Annotated in this window: 10 protein-coding genes; 6 read left to right on the top strand and 4 right to left on the bottom strand. The window is 64.2% G+C overall.

The window, feature by feature from the left end; translation table 11 throughout:
* Nucleotides 1-32: 32 nt before the first annotated feature.
* From coaBC to G3N95_RS20875, 4 genes are all read right to left on the bottom strand, one after another.
* The gene (coaBC, locus tag G3N95_RS20890) at nt 33-1244 is read right to left on the bottom strand and encodes a bifunctional phosphopantothenoylcysteine decarboxylase/phosphopantothenate--cysteine ligase CoaBC (RefSeq protein WP_205971973.1); all 1212 of its coding nucleotides are present in this window, start codon (nt 1242-1244) and stop codon (nt 33-35) included.
* A 151-nt stretch (nt 1245-1395) separates the two neighbouring features.
* A complete protein-coding gene (gene lspA / locus G3N95_RS20885; protein WP_205971972.1) occupies nt 1396-1896 on the bottom strand; it encodes a signal peptidase II in 501 nt (166 codons plus the stop codon).
* Nucleotides 1896-4733 (bottom strand): isoleucine--tRNA ligase, encoded by a 2838-nt coding sequence (gene ileS / locus G3N95_RS20880; protein WP_205971971.1) that lies wholly within the window; start codon nt 4731-4733, stop codon nt 1896-1898. Before ileS ends, lspA begins: the two co-directional genes overlap by 1 nt.
* 190 nt (nt 4734-4923) lie before the next feature.
* Nucleotides 4924-5916 carry a bifunctional riboflavin kinase/FAD synthetase gene (locus G3N95_RS20875; RefSeq protein ID WP_205971970.1) on the bottom strand — a complete coding sequence of 331 codons (993 nt, stop codon included), beginning with the start codon at nt 5914-5916 and terminating at the stop codon, nt 4924-4926.
* A 118-nt stretch (nt 5917-6034) separates the two neighbouring features.
* Here G3N95_RS20875 and purN point away from each other — a divergent pair, with 118 nt between their 5' ends.
* From purN to nadC, 6 genes are all read left to right on the top strand, one after another.
* Entirely contained in the window at nt 6035-6700 is a 666-nt protein-coding gene (purN, locus tag G3N95_RS20870) for a phosphoribosylglycinamide formyltransferase (RefSeq protein WP_205971969.1), read from the top strand.
* Entirely contained in the window at nt 6697-7956 is a 1260-nt protein-coding gene (locus G3N95_RS20865; RefSeq protein WP_205971968.1) for an RsmB/NOP family class I SAM-dependent RNA methyltransferase, read from the top strand. The genes purN and G3N95_RS20865 overlap by 4 nt, the downstream gene beginning before the upstream one ends.
* An 87-nt stretch (nt 7957-8043) precedes the next feature.
* Nucleotides 8044-9399, top strand: a complete 1356-nt coding sequence (locus G3N95_RS20860; RefSeq protein ID WP_205971967.1) for a mechanosensitive ion channel domain-containing protein — start codon at nt 8044-8046, stop codon at nt 9397-9399.
* 207 nt (nt 9400-9606) lie between these two features.
* Complete coding sequence (locus G3N95_RS20855) at nt 9607-10803, top strand: acyl-CoA desaturase (RefSeq protein ID WP_205971966.1); 1197 nt, start codon at nt 9607-9609, stop codon at nt 10801-10803.
* 131 nt (nt 10804-10934) lie between these two features.
* Nucleotides 10935-12065, top strand: coding sequence for a quinolinate synthase NadA (nadA, locus tag G3N95_RS20850; RefSeq protein WP_205971965.1), 1131 nt, complete (start codon nt 10935-10937; stop codon nt 12063-12065).
* Complete coding sequence (gene nadC / locus G3N95_RS20845; protein ID WP_205971964.1) at nt 12065-12967, top strand: carboxylating nicotinate-nucleotide diphosphorylase; 903 nt, start codon at nt 12065-12067, stop codon at nt 12965-12967. Before nadA ends, nadC begins: the two co-directional genes overlap by 1 nt.
* Nucleotides 12968-13024 lie beyond the last annotated feature (57 nt).

The raw sequence follows: 13024 nt of genomic DNA, 5'->3' as shown, positions 1-13024 counted from the left end.
GATCGTTCCCGAGGAAGGCGAGCGCGGCGCGCTCAACCCGTCACGCTCGCATCCGGCAGGCGCTTGGCGATCTCGGCGATGAGCGCGCGCGCGAGCGTCTGCTTGTCCGCGCGCGGCAGCCGCGTCGTGCCGGCGGCTTCGAACAGCACGACTTCGTTGTCGTCGAGCCCGAAGGTTTGCGGGCCCAGGTTGCCGATCAGAAGCGGCACGTTCTTGCGCTTGCGCTTCTCTTCGCCGTGCACGTCGAGATCGCCGCTTTCCGCCGCGAAGCCGACGCAGAACGGCGCGCGCGGCAGCCTGGCGACGGCAGCCAGAATGTCCGGATTCTCGACGAACGAAAACGACGGGATCGTGTGATCGGCCGTCTTCTTGATCTTGTGTTCGGCGACATGGTCGACGCGCCAGTCCGCGACGGCCGCGACGCCGATGAAGATGTCGTAGCCGGGCACCGCGCGCATCACGGCGTCGTGCATCTGCTGCGCCGTCTGCACGTCTTCGCGGTAGACGCCCCACGGCGTCTCGAGCCCGACGGGGCCGGCGACGAGATGCACATCGGCGCCTGCCTGCTGCGCCGCGCGCGCGAGCGCGAAGCCCATCTTGCCGCTCGAACGGTTCGTGATGCCGCGCACGGGGTCGAGCGGCTCGAAGGTCGGACCGGCCGTCAACAGCACGCGGCGGCCGGCCAGCATCTTCGGCGTGAAGAAAGCCGCAATCGCTTCGTAGACGGCTTCCGGTTCGAGCATGCGCCCGTCGCCGACTTCGCCGCACGCCTGCGCGCCCGAATCGGGGCCGAGCAGTTCGATGCCGTCTGCGCGCAACTGCGCGACGTTGCGCTGCGTCGCCGGGTTCATCCACATCTGCCGGTTCATCGCCGGTACGACCAGCAGCGGACAGTCGCGCGCGATGCACAGCGTGGACAGCAGATCGTCGCACAGGCCGTGCGCGAGTTTGGCGAGGAAATCGGTGGAGGCGGGGGCGATCACGATCGCGTCGGCTTCGCGCGACAGATCGATGTGCGGCATGTTGTTCGCGATGCGCGCGTCCCACTGGCTCGTGTAGACGGTGCGGCCGGAGAGCGCCTGCATCGTGACGGGCGTGATGAACTGCGTCGCGGCTTCCGTCATCGCGACCTGCACGGTCGCGCCTGCCTTGACGAGAAGGCGCGTGAGTTCAGCGATCTTGTAGCAGGCGATCCCGCCCGTCATGCCGAGTACGATGTGTTTTCCGGCGAGTTCTGTGGCCAACTGATGCCTCCGACGAGACGTGATGGCCGGCGCATCGTGAAGCGCGCCGGCTTCGTGCTGCAAGACTGCGAGGGCGCGGGCGGCGCGGCTTCGTCGCCGCTGTCACCCGCGCTGCAAATACGGCCCTGAATGCGCCGCGTGAGTTGTTATGTCAGCGCGCGCCGCGCACGCGCCGCAGTTCGTCGAACACCAGCAGCGCCGCGCCGACAGTGATCGCGCTGTCCGCGAGATTGAACGCCGGCCAATGCCACGCGCCGACGTGGAAATCGAGGAAGTCGATCACGTGGCCGTACAGCAGGCGGTCGATCACGTTGCCGATTGCGCCGCCCATGATCAGCGCGAGTGCCGCACAGAACATCTTCTGCGTGCCGTGGCGCTTGAGCAGGTAGCAGATCAGAATGGCCGCCGCAACGCCCAGTGCCGTGAACACCCAGCGCTGCCAGCCGCCCGCCATCGCGAGGAAGCTGAACGCGGCGCCGCGGTTGTAGACGAGCACGAGGTTGAAGAACGGCGCGATGGCGTGGGACGAGCCATACGCGAACACCTTCGCCACCGCGATCTTCGTCAACTGGTCGAACAGGATCACGATAACCGCAACGCCCAGCCACGGCGCGAGCGAGCCGCCCGCCGTTTTCGACAGCGTTCTGGACATTATGCCGCGCTCCTCGTTTCGCCGTTGCCGAACAGATTGCTGATGCAGCGGCCGCAGAGCGTGGGATGCTCGGCGTTTTCGCCCACTTCCTTGCGATAGTGCCAGCAGCGCTCGCACTTCAGATACTTCGACGTGATCACGTCGACGCCTTCTTCCTCGACGTTGTCCACCTTCACGACCGTCGCGCCCGACGTGATCAGCACGAACTTGAGATCGGCGCCGAGGCTCGCGAGCGCATCGTGACGCGCGCCGGCTGCGCGGATCTCGACTTCCGCCTGCAGCGACGAACCGATCTGGTTCGCGACGCGCGCTTCTTCCAGCGCCTTCGTCACGTCGCTGCGCACCGCGCGCAACAGCGTCCACTTGTCGAGCAGCGTCGATGCTTCCGGCACTTCCGGATAGGCGTGGTACGTCTCGGTGTAGATGGTTTCGTTGTTCGGCTGGAACACCTTCCACGCTTCTTCCGCCGTGAACGACAGGAACGGCGCCATCAGGCGCAGCAGGCCGTGCGCGATGTGATACAGCGCGGTCTGGGCCGACCGGCGCGCGTTCGAGTCGGGCGCCGTCGTGTACAGGCGGTCTTTCAGCACGTCGAGATAGAAGCCGCCCAGGTCTTCCGAGCAGAACGTCTGCAGCTTCGCGACGACCGGGTGGAACTCGTAGCGGTCGTAGTGCGACAGGATGTCCGCTTGCAGATTCGCGGTCAGCGCGACGGCATAACGGTCGATCTCCAGCCACTCGCTGACGGGGCGCGCATGCTTCCCGAAATCGAAGTCCGACAGGTTCGCGAGCAGGAAGCGCAGCGTGTTGCGGATGCGTCGATAGCTTTCCGTCACGCGCTTGAGAATTTCCTCGGAGATGGCCAGCTCGCCCGAGTAGTCGGTCGACGCGATCCACAGGCGGATGATCTCCGCGCCCAGACGGTTCGACACCTCATGCGGGTCGATACCGTTGCCGAGCGACTTCGACATCTTGCGGCCTTCGCCGTCGACGGTGAAACCGTGCGTCAGCAGCGCGTTGTACGGCGGGCGGCCATCGAGCATCGACGCGGTCAGCAGCGACGAGTGGAACCAGCCGCGATGCTGGTCCGAGCCTTCCAGATACAGGTCGGCCGGGAACTGCAGTTCGTCCTTGTGCGAGCCGCGCAGCACGTGCCAGTGCGTCGTGCCCGAATCGAACCACACGTCGAGCGTGTCGCGGTTCTTCTCGTACAGGTTCGCGTCGTCGCCGATCAGCTCGCGCGGATCGAGCGTCTGCCATGCCTCGATGCCCGACACTTCGACGCGCTTCGCGACTTCTTCGAGCAGTTCGGGCGTACGCGGATGCAGCTCGCCCGTTTCCTTGTGCACGAAGAACGCCATCGGCACGCCCCACTGACGTTGACGCGACAGCGTCCAGTCGGGGCGGTTCGCGATCATCGCGAACAGGCGCTGCTTGCCCCACGACGGATAGAACGCCGTCGCCTCGATGCCTTCGAGCGCCGTCTCGCGCAGCGTCTTGTCGCTGTCGTTCGGCTTGACGTCCATGCCGGCGAACCACTGCGAAGTAGCGCGATAGATGATCGGCGTTTTGTGACGCCAGCAGTGCATGTAGCTGTGCAGGTACTTTTCGGTGCGCAGCAGCGTGCCTGCTTCGTCGAGGGCTTCGACGATCTTCGGGTTTGCGTCCCAGATCGACAGGCCGCCGAACAGCGCGAGCGATTCGATGTAGCGTCCGTCGCCCATCACCGGGCTGATGATGTCGGAGTCGGCCATACCGTGCGCCTTGCACGAGACAAAGTCTTCGACGCCGTACGCCGGCGACGAGTGCACGATGCCCGTACCCGTTTCCGTCGTGACGTAGTCGCCGAGGTAGACGGGTGACGTGCGCTTGTAGGACGGATGCGCGGACGCGAGCGGATGGTTGAAGCGCAGGTTCACGAGCTTCGCGCCGGGCGCCGTCGCGATGACCGTGCCTTCGATGCCGTACGACTTCAGGCAGGCCTCGACACGTTCTTCGGCGAGAATCAGCAGGCCGCGCGGCGTATCGACGAGCGCGTAGACGATTTCCGGATGCAGGTTCAGCGCCTGGTTGGCGGGGATCGTCCAGGGCGTGGTCGTCCAGATCACGACGCCGCCTTCGTTGCGCGGCAGCGCGGCAAGGCCGAACGCGTGCGCCGTTTTCTCCGGCTCGGCGAACGTGAACATCACGTCGATGGTCGGATCGGTCTTGTCCTTGTACTCGACTTCCGCTTCGGCCAGCGCCGAGCCGCAGTCGAAACACCAGTTCACCGGCTTCAGGCCGCGGAACACATAGCCCTTCTCCATGATCTTCGCGAGCGCGCGGATTTCGCCGGCTTCGTTCGCGAAGTTCATTGTCTTGTACGGATTGTCCCAGTCGCCGAGCACGCCCAGACGGCGGAAGCCGGCCTTCTGCTTCTCGATCTGCTCGGTCGCGTAGGCACGCGCCTTCTGCATCACCTCCGCGGCGGGCAGCGACTTGCCGAACTGCTTCTCGATCTGGATTTCGATCGGCATGCCGTGGCAGTCCCAGCCGGGCACGTAGACGGCGTCGAAGCCCGCCAGGTTGCGCGCCTTGACGATCATGTCCTTCAGGATCTTGTTCACCGCGTGGCCGAGGTGGATGTCGCCGTTCGCATACGGCGGGCCGTCGTGCAGGATGAACTTCTTGCGGCCCTTCGAGGCGGCGCGGATCTGTTCGTAGATCTTGCGTTCCTGCCAGTCCTTGACCCATTGCGGCTCGCGCTTGGGCAGGTCGCCGCGCATCGGGAAGGGCGTGTCCAGCAGGTTGACGGGATATCGGGCCTGCGGTTTCGAATCGGCTTTCTTGTTGCTCATGATGAAGTAGCGGTGAATACGATGTTGGGACGCGGCATGCGCGAAGGCCTGGGTGGCGCCGGGCGAGGCGTCTGGCGATGCGCCCGGCGTCGCGCACGATCCGAGGCCGTTGCAGATGCTGCATGCGGCGCCCGTCGATACGCGGCGGACGGTACGTGCTTCGCCAAAGTGCCTGCACGCACCGCGGCGGTCATCTAATTCGGTCGGTGGCCGACGTGGCGAATCCGGTGGAACGGCCGCCCGGCGCGTCGCCGACTGCTTCGAACCAGGCGCGGGCGTTCGCGACGTCGCGCGCGATCGCGGCCGTCAGCGTTTCGAGATCGACGAACTTTTCCTCGTCGCGCAGCTTCTTGAGAAACTCGACGCGCACCAGCTTGCCGTACGCATCGCCGTGCCAGTCGAGCAGATGCACTTCGAGCAGCACGCGGCCGGAATCGTCGACGGTGGGACGCAAGCCGAGGCTCGCGACGCCCGGCAGCGGTTTGTCGGCGATGCCGTGCACCTGCACGATGAAAATGCCCGACAGCGCGGGACGCTTGTGCGCAATGGGCAGATTCAGCGTGGGAAAACCGAGATCGCGACCCAGCTTCAGGCCGTGCACGACGTGGCCGCTGATCAGATAGTCGCGGCCGAGCGCGGCGCGAGCCGAGTCCAGATCGCCCGCGATCAGCGACGTGCGCACGCCCGAACTGGAGATGCGCGCGCCGGAAGGATCGGCGACTGTCGCCATCTGCTCGACTTCGAAGCCGTATTCCATGCCCGCCGTTTTCAGCGAATTGAAGTCGCCCACGCGCTTCGCGCCGTAGCGGAAGTCGTCGCCGATCATCACCCAGCGCGCGTGCAGGCCGTTCACGATGATCCGCTCGACGAATGCATCCGGCGACTGGCTCGCGAACGTGTGATTGAAATGCTCGACGACCACGCGGTCGACGCCGTTCATGCGCAACGCTTCGAGCTTGTCGCGCAACATGGCGATGCGCGGCGGCGCGCCGGCGGGATTGAAGAACTCGCGCGGGTGCGGCTCGAAGGTCATCACGCAGACGGGCAGGCCGCGCGCGTCTGCGGCGGCGCGGACACGGGCGAGCAATGCCTGATGCCCGCGGTGGACACCGTCGAAGTTGCCGATGGTCAGCGCGCAGGGCGCACGGCTCTCGGCATTGGGAAGACCGCGGAAGACTCTCACGATAGCGGGCGAAGGATTTGAGCGGGCCGGATGCCGCAAAACAATCGATTATAAACGCACAGGGCCTTAGACGGCGCCGGCACGCGGATTGGGCGTGGCCGAATGATAAAATCCGCGCATGAAAAATCTCGTCATTCTGATTTCCGGACGGGGCAGCAACATGGAAGCCATTGTGCGCGCGTGCGCGAGCGAAGGCTGGCCGGCGCGTGTCGCCGCCGTGATTGCCAACCGTCCCGACGCCGCCGGGCTTGCGTTTGCAGCGTCGCAAGGCATTGCTACGGCGGTCGTCGACCACCGCCAGTTTCCGGATCGCGAAACCTTCGACGCCGCGCTCGCCCGCGAGATCGACGGCTTTGCGCCGGACCTCGTCGTGCTGGCCGGCTTCATGCGCGTGCTGACCGACGCTTTCGTCAACCGTTATACGGGACGCATGATCAACGTGCATCCGTCGCTGCTGCCGAGCTTTCCGGGCCTCAAGACGCATCAGGCGGCGCTCGACGCGGGCGTGCGGCTGCATGGCGCGTCCGTGCATTTCGTCACGCCGACGCTCGATCACGGCCCGCTCGTGCTGCAATCCGCCGTGCCCGTGCTGCAAGGCGACGACGCCACGATGCTCGCGGCGCGCGTCCTCGAAACCGAACACGTCATTTATCCGCGCGCAGTGCGCTGGTTCGTCGAAGGGCGCCTTGCCGTCGACGGTCTGCGCGTCACGGTGACGCCGCCCGAGCCTCAGTGGCTCTTCCTTGATACAACAAGCAAGTACACCGCCGGGGAGGGCGCATGAGACTGCATGGATTTTTGATCGGACAAACCGAGACGCTGCTCGCGGACGTCCTTAAGTTCACCGGCCCCGCCGATGCTGCGACCAGCCGTTTTTTCCGTGCGCATCCGAAGCTCGGCCACGGCGAGCGCGGCGTGATCGCGGAAGCAGTGTTCGCGGTGCTACGTCGCCGGATGGAATTTGCACATCTGGCGGAAAGCGGCACCGGTAGTCCGAACCGCCGCCTTGCGCTGCTCGGACTGATGCAGACGGCGGGGCGTACGGCGCTGAAGCCGTTCGTGTCGGAAGCGGAAAACTCGTGGCTCGAGCATGTCGCGAAGATCGATCCGCAGAGCCTGCCGCTGCGGATCCGTATGAATCTGCCCGACTGGATCTATCAGGCGCTCAGCAGCCGCTTCGAAGCCGAGGAATTGGCGCGCCTGGCCGCCTCGCTGAACTATCCGGCGCCTTTGGACCTGCGCGCGAACCCGATCAAGGCGAGCCGCGACGACGTGCTGGGCGCGCTGTCGAAGGCAGCGATCGAGGCGGGTGCGACGCCTTACGCGCCGTTCGGCATCCGCGTGGTCGGCAAGCCGCCGCTCACGAAGCTCGACGCGTTTCAGGACGGCTGGCTCGAAGTGCAGGACGAGGGCAGCCAGTTGCTGTGTTCGCTGGTCGCGCCCAAGCGCGGCGAGATGGTCGTCGATTTCTGCGCGGGCGCGGGCGGCAAGACGCTGGCGCTCGGCGCGATGATGCGCTCGACGGGCCGCCTGTACGCGTTCGACATCTCCGACCGGCGCCTCGCCAAGCTCAAGCCGCGCCTGGCGCGCAGCGGTCTGTCGAACGTGAATCCGGTGCTGATCGACAGCGAACACGACGCGAAGATCAAGCGGCTCGCGGGCAAGATCGACCGCGTGCTGGTCGACGCGCCGTGCAGCGGCCTCGGCACGCTGCGCCGCAATCCCGATCTGAAATGGCGCCAGTCGCCTGAGTCGATCGCCGAACTGACGCCGAAGCAACTGTCGATCCTGACAAGCGCCGCGCGTCTCGTGAAGAAGGGCGGACGGCTCGTGTACGCGACCTGCAGCATTCTCGACGCCGAAAACGAAGGCGTCGTGCAGCAGTTTCTCGCCGCGCATGCCGATTTCCAACTCGTGCCCGCGCGCGACGTGCTCGCCGAGCAGCGCATCGATCTGGAAATGGGCGACTTCCTGTCGCTGTGGCCGCACCGTCATTCGACGGACGGCTTCTTCGCAGCCGTGCTGGAGCGCCGCGGCTAGAAGCGGCCCGGCATCGGCCGGGCTTCGTGCGGTCTGGCCGGCGCACACTGCGTGAGTGGCGCGCCGGCGCCGGCTGCTGGAAACATCATGCAAAACCATCTTTTCTTCCACATGCTGGGCGATGTCGTGCGCGACTTCGGCCAGCCCGTGATTCTCTGGCAGGTCGGCGTGCTGCTCGGCACGCTGGCGTTCGCGTGGCTGCTCGCGCGTCTCGCGCGGCGCGCGCTCGATGCGCAGCGCGAAACCCGTTACGGCGCGCTGCGTTTCGGCGCCGAGGCGCTCAATCGCGCGCTCTTTCCGCTACTCGGCGGCGTGCTGGTGTGGATTGCGCGGGCGATCGCCGGACAGTTCATCCACACGTCGCTGCTCGATCTCGCTTTGGTGCCGCTGTTCGGGATCGGGCTGATCTACATCGTGTTCTATCTCGCGCGGCGCGTGTTCGGGCGCGATGGCAGCGCGCACACGTGGTTATCGCTGGTCGAAAAGGTTGTGTCGCTGGTCGTCTGGGTCGGCATGGTGCTGACCGTGATGGGCATCCAGAACGACGTGCTCAAGTGGATGGCGAGCGTGCAGTTCCGCATCGCCAACACGCACGTGACGCTGCTGTCGCTGCTGTCGGGCCTGCTGTGGGTGTGCGTGACGATGATCGTCGCGATGTGGCTCGGCGCGGCGCTCGAAGACCGGCTAATGCGCTCGGGCGCGCTCGACGCGAACCTGAAAGTGGTGCTGTCGCGCGTCGGCCGCGCACTGCTGATACTCGGGGCCGTACTGATCAGTCTGTCGCTGGTCGGCATCGACATCACGGTGCTCGGCGTGTTCGGCGGGGCGCTCGGCGTGGGTCTCGGCTTCGGCTTGCAGAAGATTGCGAGCAACTACGTGTCGGGCTTCATCATTCTGATTGACCGGTCGCTGCGCATCGGCGACACGATCAACGTGAGCGGGTTGCAGGGCAAGGTTACGCAGATCCGCACGCGTTATACCGTCGTGCGAGGACTCGACGGAATCGAAACGCTGATTCCGAACGAAAAGCTGATCACCGACGTCGTACAGAACCAGTCGTCGTATCTGACGCGCGGCAACGCTAAGGCGACGGTCCAGATTGCCTATTCGACGGACGTCGAACAGGCGATGGCGCTGCTGGTCGAGGCGACGGCGGGCGTCGAGCGCGTGCTGCAGGAGCCGGCGCCGACGCCTTATCTGGCGGGCTTCGGGCCTGACGGCATCAATCTCGAACTCGGTTACTGGATCGAAGACGCGGCGATGGGCACGTCCGGCGTGCGCTCGAACGTGAACCGTAACATCTGGCGGCTCTTCAGGGAACACGGCATCGCGATTCCTTATGCGCAACGCGAAGTGCGCCTTGTCGCGGGCAATGGCGACATCATGTCGCAGTCGGTAACTGTGACCGGACGGGCTGCGAACGAACCGGGCAGCGCCGCCTGAAACGGGCCTCCGCGTGCCGAAAATGGATGTTTCGACCCTCAATCAAGAGCATATCCGGTTGATGCAACACAACAATTTTCTTTTTTGTTACAGACACTTGGAACCGTTCGAGTAAAATAATGTCCTAAATCTCCAATTGCTTTCACTTTCTTGACATCCGCCGTTGTATCCTTGCGCGAATGTCTTTCCGTTCGTAGGTAAATGGCCTTGTTGAATTCCCTGCTTGATTTCCTTGCTCACGGCGCATTGCGTTTTTCGTGGTGGCAAATCGTGTTGTGGACGCTCGCCGTCACGCACGTGACCATTATCGGCGTCACTGTCTATCTGCATCGCTGCCAGGCGCACCGCGCACTGGATCTGCATCCCATCGCAAGCCACTTCTTCCGCTTCTGGCTGTGGATGAGCACGGGCATGCTGACGGGGCAGTGGGCCGCGATTCACCGCAAGCACCACGCGAAGTGCGAGACCGAAGAAGATCCGCACAGCCCGCAGACGCGCGGCATCTGGAAGGTGCTGCTCGAAGGCGCGGAACTCTACCGCACCGAAGCGAAGAACGAAGAAACGATGCGCAAGTTCAGCCACGGCACGCCGAATGACTGGCTCGAGCGCAACGTTTATACGAAGTACCCGATTCTCGGCGTGAGCCTGATGATGGTCATCGACGTCGCGCTGTTCGGCATCGTCGGCCTGACCGTATGGGCCGTGCAGATGATCTGGATTCCGTTCTGGGCGGCAGGCGTCGTCAACGGTCTCGGACACTTCTGGGGCTATCGCAACTTCAACTCGTCGGATGCGAGCACGAACCTGTTCCCGTGGGGCATCATCATCGGCGGTGAAGAGCTGCACAACAATCACCACACGTACGCGACGTCCGCGAAGCTCTCGAACAAGTGGTACGAGTTCGACATCGGCTGGATGTACATCCGCATCATGTCGGCGTTCCGTCTCGCCAAGGTGAAGAAGATCGCACCGACGCCGCGTCTGACCACGGGCAAACTGGTGCTCGATCAGGACACGCTGCAGGCTGTTCTCGCGAATCGCTATGAAGTGATGGCGCGTTACGCGAAGGCGATCAAGCGTGCCTACCGTCAGGAACTGGCGCATCTGAAGGAAGTCGGTGCACGCGAGAAATATCAGGTGATGCGCGGCGCGCGCACGTGGTTCCACAAGGAAGAAGCCGGTCTCGACGAGCCGCAGCGTCGTCAGTTGCCGCAGATTTTTGCGAACAGTCAGAAGTTGCGCACTTATATCGAGTTGCGCAATGAACTCGCGGCGATGTGGGAGCGTTCCAATGCATCTCGCGAGCAACTGCTGGTGCAGTTGCAAGATTGGTGTCACCGCGCTGAACAAAGTGGCATCAAAGCCCTGCAGGAATTTGCGATGCGCCTGCGGCGCTACGCCTGATCCTCGACGAAATCTATTAAACTTTCGTTACGTCACAAAACCCCGCGTTGGCGGGGTTTTGCTTTTTTGGGCCGCCGAATCGGGTCGCGGTATCGGCTGTGGGCGGCGGAATCAGCAGGGCAGAGGAGATCATGAATCAGGCGATCAGGAGCGTCGAGTACGACCGTCCGCAAGGCACGGCCTGTAGCATCGGCCACGCTTGGGCGAAAGTGCCCGACGCGCCGTCAACGCAGGAACGGCTCGCGTTGAAGGAGCGTATTCGCGGCTTGCTCAAGCGCGAAAAAGCAGTGCTAGTCGCGCATTACTACGTCGACGCTGAGTTGCAGGAACTGGCGGACGAGACGGGCGGCTGCGTGGCCGATTCGCTTGAGATGGCACGGTTCGGACGCGATCACGACGCGCAGACGCTGGTGGTCGCCGGGGTGCGCTTCATGGGTGAGACGGCGAAAATTCTTAGTCCGAACAAGCGCATTCTGATGCCTGATCTGGACGCGACCTGTTCGCTCGATCTTGGCTGTCCCGTCGACGAGTTCTCTGCTTTCTGCGACGCGCATCCGGATCGCACGGTCGTTGTCTATGCGAATACGAGTGCGGCAGTGAAGGCGCGAGCCGACTGGATGGTGACGTCGTCGATCGGGCTGGAAATCGTCGCCGATCTTCATGCACGTGGCGAAAAGATCATCTGGGCGCCGGACCGTCATCTCGGCGGTTACATCCAGAAGAAGACGGGCGCCGACATGCTGCTATGGCAGGGCTCGTGTCTTGTCCACGACGAATTCAAAGGCGTCGAACTCGATTTGCTACGCGTCGAATATCCGGACGCAAAAGTGCTCGTGCATCCGGAGTCACCGGAAAGCGTGGTTGCACAGGCCGATGTGGTTGGCTCGACGACGCAACTGATCGACGCGGCGAAGAACAGCAGCGCGACGCACTTCATTGTCGCGACCGATCTCGGCATCCTGCACAAGATGCGACTCGCGGCGCCCGGCAAGACGTTCATCGAAGCGCCCACGGCCGGCAACAGCGCGACGTGCAAGAGCTGCGCGCATTGTCCGTGGATGGCGATGAACGGGCTGCGCAATCTTGCCGAAGTTCTGGAGCGCGGGCACAACGAAATCTTCGTCGATCCGGCGATCGGCGAGCGCGCACGTCTTCCGATCGACCGTATGCTGGATTTCGCCGCGCGTCACAAGACGCGCGTGCAGGCGAGCGGCGATCTGGCGCGCGACACCGCGCTGTTCTCGAACGTTGGAGCGGCCTGATGGGTGCGAATGAACCGCTGGATTTGAAGGACGCTGTGTCGCCCCTTTTCGCGGAAATACGGGAACAGTACGGCGACGCGTTCGTTGCGGCGATCACACGGAACGTCGCGGATGCGCTCGCGGAAGACGTAGGCAGCGGCGATCTCACAGGCCTTCTGGTCCCCGCCGACGAGATGCGCGACGCGCGCATCATCGTGCGGGAGGAGGCGGTGCTGTGCGGTGTGCCTTGGTTCAACGAAGTGATGCGTCGGGTCGATCAACGTATCGAGGTGCAATGGCGTTATCGCGAAGGCGATCGTATGGCGGCGGATTCGGTAGTGTGCACGCTGCGTGGTCCCGCGCGCGCACTGCTGACGGCCGAGCGCAATGGGCTCAATTTCCTGCAATTGCTGTCGGGTGTCGCGAGCGCGACGCGCAAGTTCGCCGATGCCATCGCACATACCCGCGCACGCGTGCTCGATACGCGCAAGACGCTGCCGGGCTTGCGACTCGCGCAGAAGTACGCAGTGCGCGTGGGCGGCGGCGCGAATCAGCGCCTAGCGCTCTATGACGGCATCCTCATCAAGGAGAACCACATCGCCGCGGCAGGCGGCGTCGGCCCGGCGATGCAGGCGGCGCTTGCGCTGAACGCGGGTGTGTCGATCCAGATCGAGGTCGAAACGCTCGAACAGCTCGAGTCGGCGCTTGCTCATGGCGCGCAGTCGGTGCTGCTAGACAATTTCTCGTTCGACATGATGCGCGACGCGGTGCGCATCACGGCCGGGCGGGCGGTGCTCGAAGTGTCCGGCGGCGTGAACTTCGATACGATCCGGCAGATTGCTGAGACGGGCGTCGATCGCGTCTCGGTTGGTTCGCTGACCAAGGACGTGCGCGCGACCGATTTTTCGATGCGCATCGTCTGATCGAATCACGTAGCCGGTCAAGGAAAAGGCCATCGCCAGTCTGACTGGCGATGGCCT

Source organism: Paraburkholderia sp. Tr-20389 (assembly GCF_017104565.1).
In the GTDB taxonomy this organism is placed as follows: Bacteria; Pseudomonadota; Gammaproteobacteria; order Burkholderiales; family Burkholderiaceae; genus Paraburkholderia.
This window is presented reverse-complemented; position numbering and strand designations above follow the sequence as displayed.

Bases quoted from the DNA above. Each gene is read 5' to 3' on its own strand.
- lspA (WP_205971972.1), bottom strand. From the start codon at position 1,896: ATGTCCAGAACGCTGTCGAAAACGGCGGGCGGCTCGCTCGCGCCGTGG.
- ileS (WP_205971971.1), bottom strand. From the start codon at position 4,733: ATGAGCAACAAGAAAGCCGATTCGAAACCGCAGGCCCGATATCCCGTC.
- purN (WP_205971969.1), top strand. From the start codon at position 6,035: ATGAAAAATCTCGTCATTCTGATTTCCGGACGGGGCAGCAACATGGAA.
- G3N95_RS20865 (WP_205971968.1), top strand. From the start codon at position 6,697: ATGAGACTGCATGGATTTTTGATCGGACAAACCGAGACGCTGCTCGCG.
- G3N95_RS20860 (WP_205971967.1), top strand. From the start codon at position 8,044: ATGCAAAACCATCTTTTCTTCCACATGCTGGGCGATGTCGTGCGCGAC.
- nadA (WP_205971965.1), top strand. From the start codon at position 10,935: ATGAATCAGGCGATCAGGAGCGTCGAGTACGACCGTCCGCAAGGCACG.
- nadC (WP_205971964.1), top strand. From the start codon at position 12,065: ATGGGTGCGAATGAACCGCTGGATTTGAAGGACGCTGTGTCGCCCCTT.